Raw genomic sequence first — 16063 nt, 5'->3', positions numbered from 1 at the left:
TTTTATCCCTCCAAGTCAATTAACGTCCCATGTCTTTCGGCAAGCCTAGTACGCGCTCGCCAATCGTATTGCGTTGTACTTCACTCGTACCGCCACCGATTGTCTGTCCGAATGATGCGAGGAATAAATGTTGCCACTTCGGATCCGCTGCGGCATCCTTATCAAATAGCACGCCTTGGTGTCCTTGAATCTCCACTGCAAATGCAGAGAGTGCCTGGTTCAATTCAGTTACCACCAATTTATCGATGGATGTTTCCGCTCCTGGTTGACCGTTTTTGATCGTAGTGGTCAGGTTTTTATAGTAATTCAAGAGCGATCCACGCACGCGGGCATAAAAATTCGCCAATTTTTGTCTCACTAAAGGATTTTCAATCAATGGTTTGCCATTTACTTTATACTGCTGTGCCAGTTCCACTGTATCGTTGAATTGCTTTTCGAGTGTGAAGAGTTCTGCACCGATCCCCGTACGCTCATGGAGCATCAAGGCAATCAAAACATGCCAGCCCGAGTCTACTTGTCCGACGATATCTGCATCTGTCGCTACAGCGTCTGTCATATACACTTCGTTAAAGTCTTTGTGTCCGTCCATCTGCACGATCGGATACGTTTCGACTCCTGGTTGATGCATATCCATCATGAACACCGTAATACCACGGTGCTTCTTTTCTGGGTGCGTACTCGTTCTTGTCAGAAGAAAGCATTTATCCGCCACGTGGCCAAAACTTGTCCAGACTTTCTGACCATTGATGAGCCAGCGGTCACCGTCTTTTACTGCACGTGTTTTCAGGCCTGTTAAATCCGACCCTGCGCCCGGCTCTGAATAGCCTTGGCACCATATTTCTTCACCTGTTAGGATTTTTTTCAAGTATCTCTCTTTTTGTTCATCCGTCCCAATGTCGATCAATGTAGGACCTACCATATGGATCCCGATATAGTTGATGAGTGGCGGCGCTTTGACGCGTACCATTTCTTGGTGGTAGATGATTTCTTCCATCAAGCTGGCGTTGCGGCCGCCATATTCTTTCGGCCAGGCGATGGCTGCCCATCCGCCTTCATACAATTTATTTTGCCATGCACGTAACACACGTGAGTATTCATCCAGGTCTTCCGGCAAGTCGCGCTTGCCTTCTAGCCAGCCTTCAGGAAGGTTTGCTTCAAGCCATGTTCGTAGTTCGATTCTAAATTTTTCTTCTTTTTTTGTAAAAGAGAAATTCACACTCGCTCATCCTTTCTATCTCATTTATCGATCAATTTGTAGCCGGAATCCATTGTGGCAATGCACGGTCTTCCGTAATATCCACCCATGTCATTTGGATCGGCATACCGATTTCCAAATCTTTTTCTTCGCAATTCAAGATGTTGCCCATAATTTTCACTTCTGGCACTTTGTCAAGCTGTGCGAGTGCGATAATCGTCGGTAACTCATCCTGGAAACCTGGTAAGAACGGACGGTAGGAAACCACATACGAATAGACTGTGGCTTTAATATCGTCGCCGAACTGTTCCCAGCTGACGTTTTCACTTCCGCATTTTGCGCACGTAGGGCCCGGCGGTTGTGAGTACGCATTACAGTCATCACATTTTTGCAGAGCTAGTCGGTGTTTGTCCGCTGCATCCCAGTACGGAGCATTATCTATATCTTTCAATGGAATGGGTTTTTGGTAAGCAGTCTTTGCTTGTGTCATAGTTATTCCTCCTAGTTTCGTAAGATCATGGCGCCTGCGATATCCGGTCCAGCCCAACCGGTACAAATACCGATCTTGCAATCTTCTACTTGGCGGTCGGTTCCTTTGTAGTCATGGCGCAGCTGTCTGACGATTTCAATGGCATTGTTCATTCCGTGTGTGTAACCTTCGGATAGCATGCCGCCCGCTGTATTGGTTGGTAGTTTACCGCCGATCTTCAAGTTGCCTTCTGCAACGAAATCTCCCACTTCTCCACTTTTCGCAAATCCGTATGCTTCAAGCTGTCGCATAACAACCCAGCTGAAACAGTCATAGATGGAGGCAACATCGATATCGTCCGGTGTCACACCCGCGTTTTCATAGAGCTCTTCCGCTACGTAATCAGAAGCAACCTGGTCGATATCGTTCCAGTAGTGAGCGTGCGGATGACATTGTCTTGCCGCCATTCCCATGATATAGACCGGTTTTGACGCGCAGTCTTTTGCTTTTTCAGCAGACGTTACGATGATCGCATTACCTTCATCGAGTTCCAGGCACGAATCATGAATATTGAATGGAGAACTAATATCCGGTGTAGCGAGATAGTTTTCCATCGTTAACGGCTTACCATGCAGGAACGCTTTTGGATTTCGTTGCGCATGCTCATAGAAGCTCAAGCACACGTGCCCGAGATGTTCTTTCGTAATGCCCGTTTCATGCATATGACGTGTCGCATACATGCCGAACCATTGCGATGGGCTTGCCGATCCGTACGGAATCACAAAGCTTCCGCCTATGAGCGCTCTCTGCAGCATATCGGGATCATATCCGCGACCTACACGAGTTCCCGAGCTACCGTTCATGGAACGATAGATCAATACCGTGTTCAGCTGGCCGGCTTCAATGAGCGCCACTGCATCCGCAATGAGCATTTCCGTACTCGCTCCGCCGCCCTGGATATCCTTAACATACTTCGGTCGTACACCAAGATAGGTTGCTAATTGGTGGGACGTACAGGAATCCCCTTCGTTATAGTTCATGAATCCGTCGATGTCCGTCGCTTTCAAGCCCGCATCTTTGATTGCTGCGTTGGCCGCATCGAGCGCCAAATGCAGAGGCGTTTTTCCCGATTTTCTTGAGCGTTCGCTCTCTCCTACGCCTACAATGGCATAGCGGTCCTTAATAGTTCCCATAGATATATTCCTCCCATTTCACGTCTGTTTATGTCAGTTGTAAGATGGCGCTGCCTGATCCTACTACTTCTCCCAATACTTTCTCGGCCGTCAGATCCAGTGCGATCCATCGCTTGCCATCTTCTTCATATGTTCGTTTGACAACACCCGTGCAGCTTATTTCATCGCCCGGTACCGTCATTTTGCCGAAACGCATCTTAAAATTTGCAACGCGTGCTTCCTTGCCAGCAATTTTCATCACATATTCCCCAAGGAAACCCATTACGAGCATGCCGTGCGCTATGACGCCATCCATTCCGATTTTCTGCGCAAAACCATCGTCCAGATGCAACGGATTAAAATCCCCGGAAGCACCTGCATATTGTGCTAGTTGCACTTTCGTAATCGGCGGCTTCACCATCGGTTCAAGTTTCTGATCCACAGTCAATTCTTCCAACACCCAATCTTTTATCATACGAAGTCCCTCCCATTAGTTTCTCGCTGCGCGATAGACGATATTCATTCGGCTAATACAGACCAGTTCGCCTGTTAGATCTTTCATTTCCGTATCAAGCTTCAAGAACTGCATTTTTCCGCTCTTTCCTTCTTTGTCATACAGATCACTTACTTTGATCTGGCAACGTAGTTGATCTCCTATGCGGATCGGTTTGTAGTAGAGGAATTCTTGCTCACCGTGCAACATCCGCCGGTGGTCAAGTTGTAAGGGCATTTCTACTTTGCTGTCGTTCATCGCAATCGGGAATGTGGGCGGGACAATTAGCCCTTCGTATGCCGACTCCTTCGCATATCTGTCATCTGTATAGAGTGGATTGTCGTCTCCGATGGCAGTGGCGAATTGGCCGACATGCCGACTTTCGACTTCAAACACGTATTCGTCGCTCATTAAGCCTATAACACTTTTATCCAAGTCCATTTTCCATCCTCCTCTTATTTGGTGATGATCAATGCATCTGCCGCTACAATTCCGTCTTCGTAAACGATTAACGGGTTAATGTCTATTTCCTGAATAATATCCGAGTAGTCTTCAATTAATCTAGAAACCTTCAATAACACGTCGATGATTGCTTCTTGATCGACGGGCTTTTTATTGCGTACGCCTTGTAGGATTTGATAGCCCTTCAAGCTTTCCATCTTATCGATAGCATCTTGTCTTGTGATCGGTGCGACACGGAAAGATACATCTTTGAAGACTTCTACAAAGACACCGCCGAGACCAAACATAATGACAGGACCGAATGTCGGATCACTTGTTACACCGACGATGACTTCCACACCTTCCGGCAACATTTCCTGGACGGATATGCCGTGAAGATCCGCTGTCGGGCAATGTTCTTTTGCACTGCCGTAGATTCCCTTGAACGCCTGGCGCACTTCCTGCCCGTTCTGGACATTCAGCCGAATGCCGTTGACTTCTGTCTTATGCGGAATATCAGGCGAATCGATTTTCATGACAACCGGATACCCCATGTTATTAGCAGCTTGTACTGCAGCATCCTCCGTCTTAGCAGTGATTCGCTTCGCTGTGCGGATACCGTACGCGGAGAGAATTTCGCTCGACTGCGATTCGCTCAACGTTTGGTTTGCGGGTAACAAGTGCCGGATGTTCGATACGTCCAGTTCTGTTCTTGCCGGCTCATCGCTGATTTTGTGCGCCTTTCTGTAAGCCTCTGCATAATCCACTAATTTTGCCAACGAGCGGATAGGATTCATGTCACCGAGAATGAACGGGATACCGTTGTCCTCGAGATACTGGACGCCTTTTGGAATAGACATGCCTTTTAGCGGGAAGTTCGATATCATCACGAACTTATCCGAGTTCTTGCATATCTCAACGAATTCCTGAAGGAGCGATGTGTTTTCATCCCAGTGAATAGGGAACTCAGGGAATAAGATGATGTCCGTATCCGGATCATTGACTAGTACTTTTAATGGTGCGAGATACAATTCTGGATTGGTAATCGATGCGGCTGCAGTTAAATCAACCGGGTTGGAAGCGCTTGCAAAATCAGGAATGTTTTTTTCAATTTCTTTTCGTACTTTATCGCTTAGTGCATGGATGTTTAATCCGTACGACTCACAACGATCCGCTTCGTTGATTCCTCTGCCGCCTGAACTCGTGACGATAACTGTATTTTTGCCTGTCGGGAGTTTATTGGCCAAGAATAATTTAGAGAATGAAAGAATATCATCGTAATCGTCCGCACGCACAATGCCTGCTTGCTTGAAGAATCCGTCATATACTTTATCAGCACCAGCCAATGAGCCGGTATGTGATGCCGCTGCACGACTGCCTGCGTTGCTTCGTCCGGACTTCATGATGACGATCGGTTTATTGATTTGAAGCGCGAATTTCGCTAGTTTCCGTAACTTGGCTGCGTTTTTCTCGCCTTCCAAATAGCCGCTTGCTACTTTTGTTTTTGAGTCATGCAACATGTATTCAATGACATCGGAGAAGCTCACATCGACTTCATTGCCGACACTGACAAAGTAATTAAACGTCAAACCATGTTGAGCTGCCGCAATATACGTCAACACGCCAAACGCGCCACTTTGCGTAACAAATCCCACTTCACGTTTCTTGCCAAGCGGCACATTCGTGAGTCCTGGAGAGAATGTCCCCATCAAGCCATTTGTTGTATTGAGAAGACCTACACAGTTCGGTCCGATCAATCGCATATGGTATTGTTCCGCGATTTCTTTCAGGCGGTTTTGTGCAACAATTCCTTCTTCTCCGATCTCCGAGTAGCCGGATGCAAAGACAATCGCCGCCTTGACACCGCTTTCACCACAATCGATCAAACATTTCTCTACTTGATTAATACCGACACAGAGAATAGCTAAATCGACTTGTTCCGGTGTATCGCCTACGCTTGCGTAACAAGGCAATTCTCCAATTTCTTTCGATGTAGGATGGATGGGGTAGATCTCGCCTTCAAATCCTGCGTCTAATAGCGCTTTCAATTGCAAGTAACCAATTTTATTCGTGTTTTCCGAAGCACCTAGTACGGCAACTCTTTTTGGGTTGAATAAGGGATCCAGCTCAATATTCGACGGTAGTACTTCATTCATCATTTTCATCATCTCTTCACCTCTACCCTTTCTTATCAACTTTTTCTTTTTACTTGCTTGAATAGAATCATAGCAAAGTGGTTTTTCCATTACTTTTTCTTTTTTGAATTAAGTAATTAATTTTATTAGGTCTGGAAAAATAGTAAATGGAGTGGCGGACACTCGACAGTAAAGAGTTTTTAAATTTTTCAATTTTTCAATCAGTATGCGTGCCCCCGACTCTCGTGAACGATCACCGCGACAATGGAGCGGGACAAGCGCTTTTCCATACCATTCACTCTACAGCTGAAAGTCTAGTAATCAAATCAAAAAAACGCTTTGCAATAGGGTCGCAAACCGTTTTTTATCTCTATTTAACTTCTTTCCTCATCACAAATCGGTATATTTCGAAGATGCCAAAAGTTATGATCCCACAGAAACAGCAAGCCGCATCGCCAACCGTATAGGAAGTGCCGGATTCGCCATTTGATTTACATCCCCAACAAAAAGCATGTCCTGCATAGGTTGATAAAAGGCAAACGAACCCGTTGAGCCGGAATGCCCTACCAGCTCCCCTTTACCCGTAAACAGAGTAGCGAGACCACTTAGGGGTACTATCATAAATCCAGCGCCATATTGAATAGGATACATGCTGACTTGCAACTTGTTCATTGTTTTCAATTCATTGAAAATGGTTTGATTAAATAACTTTCCTCCAAAGAATGACTTGAGGAATATCATTAATTCACGTGCCGTAGAAATACCACCACCACTGGCACGGCTGCTTCTTATGAATTTTGGACGATACAAGACGATATCCTTATAATAAACAGCGGGAACGACATCGTCATCACTTTTCAGGAGACAGGTTTTTCTGAGTTCTAATGGGTCAAAAATAAATTGTTGATACACATCTTCCAATGTCGAGTCCGTGACAGTTTCGATAATCTCTCCAAGTAAATCAAAGTTTATATTCGAATAGTGAGCCCTTTTTCCCGTACCAGGCACGAAATGTGGTTTCAGTTGCTTAGTCATAGCGATCTTATCATCAAAATTAAATTGCCGATCTTCGTAGATCGCACGTTTTTTTGCCTTGTTACTGCCTTCTTCAAAAATATCAGGCAATCCACTAGTTTGAAATAATAAATTAGATAGGATCAGCCCCGTGGAATAGTCCTGTCTTTTGTACATATGAAGTTGGCTCAGCGTATCCTTTGCTAAATATTTTGCTACTTCATCATCGAGCGACAGTTTTCCCTGCTCTTTCAAAATTAAAATACAAGCAGTAGTAAATAGCTTTGTGATGCTTGCCATAAGGAATGGTGTATCGATATTCTTTCCACCGTATCCAGTGCCGTAAGAAAAGTCGCCATCCATGTTTTCCACGAAGAGCACGGCTTCATGTATTTGATTAGTTTTTGTCGTTCGTTCAAAGATCCTGTCGATTTTTTGTTTAGTTCTTTCCATAATAAAATCTTGATCCTCCCCGGTCGTATTGGAGACAATTAAATCTTTTTAAAACTACGTCTATTTACTACCCAATATGCCACAATCCGGAGCCGCTACTGAAAAATTTTTGTTACAACATGCAGGACATAAAAGGCAAGTCCGCCGACCGTGGCAATGTATCTTTGCACCGCACCAAACTACCCACAGAATGATCCAAACTAGCCCTCCACCGCACATTTACTCAATCCAACGTTAGAGAGAGCAATCGTTTTGCTCGCACAAAAACAAAACCCACTCGAATTATCAGATAATCCTGACATTTCGAGTGGGTTTCGATCTCCGCTTTGTTTCTTCACGATATGCTGCATCGGTCATGCATCCGACTGTCAGGATTTAATACAGCCTATCAATTCACCTCGTCAATACTCAATCTGCACGATTTCTCGTTCACATATCGAATGACCTTCTCCACCAATGCCTCTGCATTCTCCGCTTCAATGGTTTGCAATTGAATCTGGCAAAACGGTTTGACTCTACAGCGCAGACAGCGTCTGAAGCATCCCGTTTCATAGACGTTCACAAGTTCTGAATACTCCTTTTCAAGGGTTTCCTTAGCCTGTTCAGATGCGGTTCTGCGAAGATTGTTTTCACAAAATTTAACAGCGCGCATTAAGCTTCATCATAATGCGTGAATTGAATATCGAGTGTGCGCAGATAGGTTTGCAGGCCGGCATCTTGAATAGGTATGATATAAGCTGCTTCGTCCGATTCGTTATGATGAGAATGCCAAAGCCCCGGCGGTGTAACGAATGCCTTGCCTGTCACCCAGTCGATGCGAATTGGATCAATGATTTCATTGGTCTTCGGATCAATTTGATCGCCAACCAGTGTATACGTGCCAGGTGCCGCATACGCAACAAAATCGAGAGCAACCGATTTGTGGCTATGGGGAGCCTGATTGGATCCGACCGGTACAATGCCGAGCATCGCCCACAACACATGCGTAATCGTCAAGGTTTGATCAAACTTTTCATTGTTCAACAAAATGGAGATTCGATTTTTCAAATGCGCATCCGGAGCATTCGCCACTTCTTCCAAATGCTTTTTCGCCATTTCCGCTGTATATACCGTCGGTTTGAAACGGGCCTCTGTCGCCTTTACGCCTAAATAATCAAGAAGAGGCGTATCTACAATATAATAAATCGTTGTATCTTCTTTCGCCGTATGAATACTATTCGATCCAGATGGCATTGTGACAAAATCTCCTTGTTTCCAGTCAATGGTTTCCCCATTCACTTCCGTGTGCCCTGCACCTGAAATAATATAGTAAAGTTCACTCGTCGCATTCGGTTCCGTTTGAATGGAATCCCCCGCATTGATGCGCATAAATTGCGCAAGCAGCGAAGGACTTGTCGCCAAATAATCGGTTTTTAATTCTCTACTCAGGTCTAATGTGACGATTCTCGTTTCACCAGCATGATAAAGCTCCGGACCAAATTCTTTGGCGGGTATCGGACTGATGATACCGCTTCCAATTGGATCCGCCGCATTGGTATACTCCAAAAACCGCGCGTCCCCCGTCCAATTTTCCACCGCTTCCCCAATAGCAAATTTTCCAGCCTGTGCATTTGTTGACAATGACATCTCCTCCATTCATTTGTTATCTGTAAGTTTAGCTTGCTAGTCATCATTCGTGAAGTATATAATTCATATAACAACGATACGTTTTTCGAATAGTTAGAAAGTTGGTGACGCAACAATGGAATTAAGACAGCTCCGCTATTTTATAGCTGTGGCGGAAGAATTAAATTTCAGTCGCGCGGCAAAACGATTACATATTACACAACCACCATTAAGTATGCAAATTCAAAACTTGGAAAAAGAATTGGATATTCTACTTTTTTCTAGAACGAACCGAAGCGTGGAATTAACAGAGGCAGGACAACAATTCTATCAGGATATCGTCAAAATTATCGATTCCCTAGAAGGTTCAATTGAAAATGCAAAACGGATTCATCTTGGAAAACTTGGGTCTTTGCGCGTCGGATTCGTTGGTTCTGCTACCTATGACATTCTCCCTGCTGTGTTACGGGAATTCCGACACCAATTCCCCGACGTCCAAGTTCACCTTTCTGAATTATCGACACCTGACCAACTCGAAGCACTGCGACAGAACGAAATCGACGTCGGTGTCCTAAGACCCCCTGTCCTCGATGACACACTCCACACCGAAATCGTCTCCATTGATCCTTGCGTACTCGCGGTCCCGAAACAGCATCCCTTACTCGAATTAAAAGCAGTCACCCTGGACGATTTAAAGCCATACCCGTTCGTATTATTATCACCTAGAACATGGCCCGGCCTCTACACCGAAATCCTAGGCATATGTAATCCCGTCATCCAACAAGAAGCGCTCGAATTTCAAACAGTCATCGGTTTAGTTGCCGCAGGAATCGGCATCACCATTGTTCCTCAATCGACCATGAACCTTCATACACAAGAAGTCGTCTACATTGAGTCCATTCAACAATTGCCTCTCGTCTCGATGGGCATTACGTATCGGCGCAGTGACCAATCCATTCTTGTGAAAACTTTTTGTGAGATTGCAGATCGGGTGGCTCGGAGTGTTGTGTAGAATCCTCAGAGATGCAGAGGCCTATTCTCGAAAAAATGCCAGATCCTAAACAATTCGAAGTTGTTTAGGATCTGGCATCATTTCTTGAAACTTGAAAATGTTAGTTACTTTTTTCCACAACTGCAAAATAATTTTGTTCACTATCGGCAAAGTTAAACACCCTACCAGTCGGCATTTCCATAATCTCTCCGACAGTAACACGTTGATTTGCTAAGTCGTTATATAATTTATCGAGGTTTTCTGTTGTAAACATCAAAGATGGAGTACTAAGATTTAACTCAGGAGACATCTTAGCAATTACTTCTTTATTGTGTAATACGATGCTGGTCTCCGCATCCTTTGAGGGAGCTATTTCAATCCATCTCATTCCTTGTCCATTTTCTTCCGCAACGATAATAAAGCCTACTTTTTTCGTCCAGAAATCAACTGCTTCTTGTTGATTAGTTACATAAAGCATAATTTGACCGATTTTAGTAATCATTCACGTTTCTCCTTTTACCTTTTATTGTTTACCCGTTTTCAATGATCGATTCTTAAAACTTTCAAGTATAACAGCAAAATTAAAAATGATCAATTCCGTCAAAGTACAACGAAATTGATCATTCATTCACGTCTTAATGTTCCTCGGCTTCTGCATCAGCTTTCGTTTCTTGAACGGTACCGAATGGGTGGTGCGGCGGTGCATAGATTGAATAAAGCTTTAACGGAGAATTACCCGTATTGGTTACATTATGCCATATACCAGCGGGTATCATAATGGCAGAATCATTACCGACGTTTCTTACATAGTTTAGGTTATTCTTGCTTTTTCCCATCTGGACAAGTCCTTGGCCTTCCTCTATGCGCAGGAATTGGTCAACGTCTGGATGAATCTCCAATCCTATATCTTCCCCAACGTTAATACTCATTAAGGTAACTTGTAGGTGTTTTCCGGTCCAGATAGCGTCACGATAGGTATTATTTTGCTTGGCAGCCTGACTGATGTTTACTACAAAAGGGTTTTCTCCATGATCTTTTAACACGAGATCGCTTGTATTTCTAAAATTATTTGGATACGTTAAAGAATGGTTCGGAGTGTCCGCTGCATCTGAAATATTCCAATAGCCGTAATTCCAAATAGTATTACAGTTACACATTGGTACATAACTGTAACAAAGGTTTAGACAAGGATACATAAAATAAGGGTTATTCACTGTAATATACCTCCTAATCCATATGATCATAAACTTAGCATATGCACTAGGTAGTTAGGTTGTTATTATCGATACTGATATTTGGCTTCGACAGCCTACTGACTTAGTTTTCCATTCAACTTATAAAGCATGTAAGAATTTAGTGTTTTCTGTAATTACGCTCCGTGAAAAAAATCTTTTATCAGCATAATTGTACTGCATATTCCAAATTTCCATATCTTGTGCCAATGCTACCAGATATCTAAGAAAGACAATGAGAAGATCCTTGCCAAATGCCCGCTGCACATTTACTTGATCTGACGATGAAAGGGCGGGTTTCTGTTTTTATTTATCTTCCTTCTTTATTACAGCCACTTGGACAATCTTTCCTTCTTTCGCTTCGTCCACAATAGAACTACCAGTGGATTGTCGATTCGTATTCTTCAATGACATCGGATCAATCTCAATTTTTTGGTCTTTTGTCGTCAATAATACAAATTGTTCGTCTTCCTTCACTGCCTTCATATCCACAACCCGATATGGATTGGATTTCAACTCTTTTAGTACCGTTACGCCTCTAAGTGCTCGTGAAGCCACTTCGAACTCTGAAATGTTCATTCTTTTCACCGACCCGCGCTGAGTCGCAACGAAAATATTCTTGACTTGCTCTGTAATCACTTCAAATGCTACCAGCTCGTCTTCTGCCTTCAAATGAAGCCCTCTGACGCCTCCTGTACGTATGCCAGTGATGGCCAATTCAGATAAAGAGAATCGCAATGCATATGCTTGCTTGCTTACTAATAACACGTCTTCTTGACCTGTGACCACCTGCGCACCTACGAGTGTCTCGCCTTTTTTCACATTCATTGCTTTGAATGAACGATTATAGCGCTGTACCTGGAAGTCGGTCAGTTTAGATAATTTCACATTGCCGTTTGAAGCTGCAGTTAATATACTCAAGTTTTCATCAAACGTTTCGAGCCCGATAACGTCCACCAGCTCTTCATTCGGCTCAAGTCCGACAACACTTGATAGATGCTGCCCTAAGTCGCGCCAGCGGATATCAGGGAGCTCGTGGACAGGCTGATAGATATAATTCCCGGATGACGTGAACAATAAGAGATGATGCTGTGTATTCATCGCAGCTTCCAATAAATTATAATCGGATTCCTTCATCTCCTGGCCTGTACCATTCGACGCCGAATACGAGCGCATGCTAGTGCGCTTAATATAGCCGCCTTTCGTTACAGACACCATGACTTCCTCGCTTGGCACTAAAATATCCAAGTCCACTTTCAACTCTTCTATTTTTTCTTCAATTACAGAACGTCGCGGTTCAGAGAACTGTTTGCGAATAGCCTTCAGTTCTTTCACCAGAACAGCTACAAGTTTCTTCTCACTTGCAAGAATTTCTTCCAGTTCATTAATCAACATGCGCAGTTCTTCTTTTTCCTCTTTCAATTCGGTGATATCCGTATTCGTCAGACGATATAACTGCAAAGAAACAATTGCTTCGGCTTGGACTTCCGTAAATTGATATGCATCGATCAAGTTTCGTTTCGCATCTTTTTTATCTTTTGACGCACGAATGGTCTTAATGACCTCATCCAGTATAGACAAGGCTTTCATTAAGCCATCCACGATATGCAAACGGTCTTTTGCCTTTCGAATATCATATGTGGAGCGTCTTGTAATGACTTCTTTTTGGTGATCGATATACGCATCGAGCAGCATTGGAAGCGACATGAGCATAGGACGTCTTCCGGCAATCGCAATCATATTGAAGTTGTACGTGATCTGCAGATCGGTATGTTTCAATAAATATTGCATGATGGCATTGCCGTCCATATCCTTCTTCAGTTCCACCACAATTCGCAATCCGGTCCGGTCGGATTCATCACGAATTTCTGCAATTCCATCCAATTTGCGGTCATGGCGCAATTCATCCATTTTTTTCACTAAGTTCGCTTTATTGACGTCATACGGTATTTCCGTAACGACAATTTGTGATTTACCGGCTTTCAACTGCTCGATTTCCCACGTAGCGCGGATAACAAAGCGTCCTTTGCCTGTCTTGTACGCATTGCGTATGCCGTCGGTTCCTTGAATAATGGCGCCTGTTGGAAAATCCGGTCCTGGAAGCACGGTCATTAAGTCTTCAACGCTAGCTTCGGGATTTTTTAGTCGCATAAAGACCGCATCGATGACTTCATGCAAAGCATGAGGCGGAATGTCTGTCGCATAGCCTGCTGAAATACCTGTCGCTCCGTTGACAAGTAGATTAGGAAAGCGTCCCGGCAAGACCGTCGGCTCAAGTTCCGTATCATCAAAGTTTGGAGCGAAATCAACCGTTTCTTTACGGATATCGCGCAACATTTCACTGGCAATGGCAGATAGTCTTGCTTCCGTATAACGCATTGCCGCAGCTGAATCGCCGTCAACAGATCCGTTATTTCCGTGCATATCAATCATTTCATGGCGCAGCTTCCAGTGTTGACTCATCCGTACCATCGCATCGTAAACAGATGTGTCACCGTGCGGATGGTAGTTACCAATGACATTACCGACTGTTTTTGCCGATTTACGAAATGCTTTATCATGGGTATTTCCTTCATGATACATCGCATATAAAATCCGACGCTGAACTGGTTTTAAACCATCTCTGGCATCGGGAATCGCACGGTCTTGAATGATGTATTTACTGTAACGCCCAAATCGGTCGCCAATCACTTCTTCTAAGGGAAGATCTTGAAAAGTTTCTGAATGGGTCATTCCATATCCCCCTCAACATGTATAAATGCATTATCTAATATATTATGTTCTTCAATTAAGCCGAAATCGACATTTTCTTCGATCCATTTTCGACGCGGCTCCACTTTATCACCCATTAATGTCGTGACACGACGTTCGGATTTCGCACCGTCTTCAATCGTCACACGTATGAGTGTCCGTGTTTCCGGATTCATCGTCGTCTCCCATAATTGGTCAGCATTCATTTCTCCAAGCCCTTTATAGCGCTGGAGCATATAGCCTTTACCGATCTTCTTCATCGCTTCATCCAGATCGTCTTCTGTCCACGCATACTCCAGCTTCTCGCTCTTGCCTGACCCTTTGAACACTTTGAACAATGGCGGCAGTGCGATATACACTTTCCCTGCTTCGATCAAAGGTTTCATATAGCGGTAAAAGAATGTCAGCAATAATACTTGGATATGGGCGCCGTCTGTATCGGCATCCGTCATAATAATGATTTTGTCGTATGCAGCGTTTTCGATTTGAAAATCTGCTCCGACTCCTGCACCGATCGCATGAATAATTGTGTTGATCTCTTCATTTTTCATGATGTCTTCGAGCTTGGCTTTTTCCGTATTGATGACTTTACCACGCAGCGGCAGAATCGCTTGGAACGTACGATCACGTCCTTGTTTTGCAGAACCGCCTGCAGAGTCACCTTCCACTAGATATAATTCATTTTTAGCTGCATTACGGGACTGGGCAGGTGTCAGTTTTCCTGATAATAATGTATCGGATTTTCTGCGTTTTTTGCCGGAACGTGCATCTTCTCTCGCTTTTCTTGCTGCTTCGCGGGCTTGATGTGCACGGATCGCTTTACGCACAAGATTCGCACTTAATTCAGCATTTTCTTCCAAGAAGTAGAGTAACTTTTGAGACACTACTGCGTCCGTCGCGGTACGGGCTTCACTCGTTCCGAGCTTGCCTTTCGTCTGGCCTTCAAACTGCAGAATTTCTTCCGGGATACGAACAGAGACAATCGCTGCAATCCCTTCTCGGATATCCGCGCCGTCCAGGTTCTTATCCTTTTCCTTCAGCAAACCGGTCTTGCGTGCATACTCATTAACAACACGTGTCATCGCTGCTTTAGCGCCTGTTTCATGTGTCCCTCCGTCTTTCGTCCGGACATTATTGACGAACGAAAGAATAGTTTCCGCATAGCCATCGCTAAACTGGAAGGCGAATTCGACTTCAATGCCTTCCACTTCACCTTCTAGATATGCAACGTCATGCAGAACATCCTTCTCTTCATTCAAATACTCGATAAACGCTTCAATACCTGATTCGTAATGAAAAACATCTTTTTTATCGGTACCTTCTTCTTGCAGGACAATCTTTAATCCTTTCAATAAAAAAGCTGACTCACGTAATCTCTCAGCTAGTGTGTCATATTGATATTTGATCGTTGAAAAGATTTTTTTGTCCGGTTTGAAATGAATGATCGTGCCCGTTTCTTTTGTCGTGCCGATTTGCTCTAGCGTAGTAGCAGGATGTCCGCCGTTTTCAAAACGCTGACGGAACTTTTTGCCTTCCCGAAAGATCGTCACTTCCAACCATTCAGATAAGGCGTTAACCACGGATGCGCCTACACCATGCAATCCGCCGCTTGTCTTATAGCCGCCTTGTCCGAATTTACCGCCTGCATGCAGTACAGTTAAAATGACTTCCGCTGTAGGCTTCCCGGACTGATGCAAACCTGTTGGCATGCCTCGTCCATAATCTCGAACACTGACACTGCCATCAGAGTGAATCGTCACATCAATCTCTGCTCCGAACCCTGCTAACGCTTCGTCTACCGAGTTGTCGACTATCTCGTAAACTAAATGATGAAGCCCTCGAGTATCCGTGGAACCAATGTACATTCCCGGTCTTTTTCGAACAGCTTCTAAGCCTTCTAAAATTTGAATGGAACTATCATCATACGTATTTTGTATTTTCTGTTTCGTCAAAATGAAACCCCCGTCAAACAAATGTTCTCTTAATTTTATCATACATCTTCTGATAAACCTTGTCAAATCAACGTTTTGTTTCAGCTCAACCTATTGTATAGAAGAAATCTTAGGATTGCAACGCGGAAAAGGTGACAACCTAATGAACGACATCTTCCGA

Annotated in this window: 14 protein-coding genes; 1 reads left to right on the top strand and 13 read right to left on the bottom strand. The window is 44.1% G+C overall.

The genetic code is table 11. The annotated features are described in order from the left end of the window. Nucleotides 1-19: 19 nt before the first annotated feature. From MKY93_RS08790 to MKY93_RS08750, 9 genes are all read right to left on the bottom strand, one after another. A complete protein-coding gene (locus tag MKY93_RS08790; protein WP_340758812.1) occupies nucleotides 20-1216 on the bottom strand; it encodes an acyl-CoA dehydrogenase family protein in 1197 nt (398 codons plus the stop codon). Between the two features lie 31 nt (nucleotides 1217-1247). Then, nucleotides 1248-1685, bottom strand: a complete 438-nt coding sequence (locus MKY93_RS08785) for a Zn-ribbon domain-containing OB-fold protein (RefSeq protein ID WP_340758811.1) — start codon at nucleotides 1683-1685, stop codon at nucleotides 1248-1250. Between the two features lie 11 nt (nucleotides 1686-1696). Further along, the gene (locus MKY93_RS08780; RefSeq protein WP_340758810.1) at nucleotides 1697-2857 is read right to left on the bottom strand and encodes a thiolase C-terminal domain-containing protein; all 1161 of its coding nucleotides are present in this window, start codon (nucleotides 2855-2857) and stop codon (nucleotides 1697-1699) included. Nucleotides 2858-2885: 28 nt separating this feature from the next. After that, nucleotides 2886-3311 carry a MaoC/PaaZ C-terminal domain-containing protein gene (locus tag MKY93_RS08775; RefSeq protein WP_340758809.1) on the bottom strand — a complete coding sequence of 142 codons (426 nt, stop codon included), beginning with the start codon at nucleotides 3309-3311 and terminating at the stop codon, nucleotides 2886-2888. A gap of 15 nt (nucleotides 3312-3326) precedes the next feature. Further along, a complete protein-coding gene (locus MKY93_RS08770; RefSeq protein ID WP_340758808.1) occupies nucleotides 3327-3770 on the bottom strand; it encodes an FAS1-like dehydratase domain-containing protein in 444 nt (147 codons plus the stop codon). A gap of 14 nt (nucleotides 3771-3784) precedes the next feature. Next, nucleotides 3785-6016, bottom strand: a complete 2232-nt coding sequence (locus MKY93_RS08765; RefSeq protein ID WP_340758807.1) for an acetate--CoA ligase family protein — start codon at nucleotides 6014-6016, stop codon at nucleotides 3785-3787. A gap of 312 nt (nucleotides 6017-6328) precedes the next feature. After that, the gene (locus MKY93_RS08760; RefSeq protein ID WP_340758806.1) at nucleotides 6329-7372 is read right to left on the bottom strand and encodes a serine hydrolase domain-containing protein; all 1044 of its coding nucleotides are present in this window, start codon (nucleotides 7370-7372) and stop codon (nucleotides 6329-6331) included. Between the two features lie 388 nt (nucleotides 7373-7760). Beyond that, nucleotides 7761-8024 (bottom strand): DUF1450 domain-containing protein, encoded by a 264-nt coding sequence (locus tag MKY93_RS08755; RefSeq protein WP_340758805.1) that lies wholly within the window; start codon nucleotides 8022-8024, stop codon nucleotides 7761-7763. Beyond that, entirely contained in the window at nucleotides 8024-8998 is a 975-nt protein-coding gene (locus MKY93_RS08750) for a cupin domain-containing protein (RefSeq protein ID WP_340758804.1), read from the bottom strand. The genes MKY93_RS08755 and MKY93_RS08750 overlap by 1 nt, the downstream gene beginning before the upstream one ends. A gap of 115 nt (nucleotides 8999-9113) precedes the next feature. Here MKY93_RS08750 and MKY93_RS08745 point away from each other — a divergent pair, with 115 nt between their 5' ends. Continuing rightward, entirely contained in the window at nucleotides 9114-9989 is an 876-nt protein-coding gene (locus MKY93_RS08745) for a LysR family transcriptional regulator (RefSeq protein ID WP_009496668.1), read from the top strand. Nucleotides 9990-10089: 100 nt separating this feature from the next. On the opposite strand, the gene MKY93_RS08740 is transcribed toward MKY93_RS08745, so the two are convergent. The 4 genes from MKY93_RS08740 to parE all read right to left on the bottom strand — a co-directional run bounded on the left by MKY93_RS08740 (nucleotide 10090) and on the right by parE (nucleotide 15945). Next, nucleotides 10090-10470, bottom strand: coding sequence for a VOC family protein (locus tag MKY93_RS08740; protein WP_009496670.1), 381 nt, complete (start codon nucleotides 10468-10470; stop codon nucleotides 10090-10092). A gap of 133 nt (nucleotides 10471-10603) precedes the next feature. Continuing rightward, complete coding sequence (locus tag MKY93_RS08735; RefSeq protein ID WP_009496672.1) at nucleotides 10604-11182, bottom strand: cupin domain-containing protein; 579 nt, start codon at nucleotides 11180-11182, stop codon at nucleotides 10604-10606. 324 nt (nucleotides 11183-11506) lie between these two features. Further along, nucleotides 11507-13933, bottom strand: a complete 2427-nt coding sequence (gene parC, locus MKY93_RS08730; protein WP_340758803.1) for a DNA topoisomerase IV subunit A — start codon at nucleotides 13931-13933, stop codon at nucleotides 11507-11509. Beyond that, nucleotides 13930-15945 (bottom strand): DNA topoisomerase IV subunit B, encoded by a 2016-nt coding sequence (gene parE, locus MKY93_RS08725; protein ID WP_009496677.1) that lies wholly within the window; start codon nucleotides 15943-15945, stop codon nucleotides 13930-13932. Before parE ends, parC begins: the two co-directional genes overlap by 4 nt. Nucleotides 15946-16063 lie beyond the last annotated feature (118 nt).

Source organism: Sporosarcina sp. FSL W7-1283 (assembly GCF_038003105.1).
In the GTDB taxonomy this organism is placed as follows: Bacteria; Bacillota; Bacilli; order Bacillales_A; family Planococcaceae; genus Sporosarcina; species Sporosarcina newyorkensis.
The sequence above is the reverse complement of the archived record's forward strand: the minus strand, read 5'-3'. Positions and strand labels throughout refer to the sequence as shown.

Excerpts from the sequence above, each read along its gene's own strand:
- MKY93_RS08785 (WP_340758811.1), bottom strand. The coding sequence starts at position 1,685 with ATGACACAAGCAAAGACTGCTTACCAAAAACCCATTCCATTGAAAGAT.
- MKY93_RS08780 (WP_340758810.1), bottom strand. The coding sequence starts at position 2,857 with ATGGGAACTATTAAGGACCGCTATGCCATTGTAGGCGTAGGAGAGAGC.
- MKY93_RS08775 (WP_340758809.1), bottom strand. The coding sequence starts at position 3,311 with ATGATAAAAGATTGGGTGTTGGAAGAATTGACTGTGGATCAGAAACTT.
- MKY93_RS08770 (WP_340758808.1), bottom strand. The coding sequence starts at position 3,770 with ATGGACTTGGATAAAAGTGTTATAGGCTTAATGAGCGACGAATACGTG.
- MKY93_RS08765 (WP_340758807.1), bottom strand. The coding sequence starts at position 6,016 with ATGGAAAAACCACTTTGCTATGATTCTATTCAAGCAAGTAAAAAGAAA.
- MKY93_RS08760 (WP_340758806.1), bottom strand. The coding sequence starts at position 7,372 with ATGGAAAGAACTAAACAAAAAATCGACAGGATCTTTGAACGAACGACA.
- MKY93_RS08755 (WP_340758805.1), bottom strand. The coding sequence starts at position 8,024 with ATGCGCGCTGTTAAATTTTGTGAAAACAATCTTCGCAGAACCGCATCT.
- MKY93_RS08750 (WP_340758804.1), bottom strand. The coding sequence starts at position 8,998 with ATGTCATTGTCAACAAATGCACAGGCTGGAAAATTTGCTATTGGGGAA.
- MKY93_RS08745 (WP_009496668.1), top strand. The coding sequence starts at position 9,114 with ATGGAATTAAGACAGCTCCGCTATTTTATAGCTGTGGCGGAAGAATTA.
- MKY93_RS08740 (WP_009496670.1), bottom strand. The coding sequence starts at position 10,470 with ATGATTACTAAAATCGGTCAAATTATGCTTTATGTAACTAATCAACAA.
- parC (WP_340758803.1), bottom strand. The coding sequence starts at position 13,933 with ATGACCCATTCAGAAACTTTTCAAGATCTTCCCTTAGAAGAAGTGATT.
- parE (WP_009496677.1), bottom strand. The coding sequence starts at position 15,945 with ATGATAAAATTAAGAGAACATTTGTTTGACGGGGGTTTCATTTTGACG.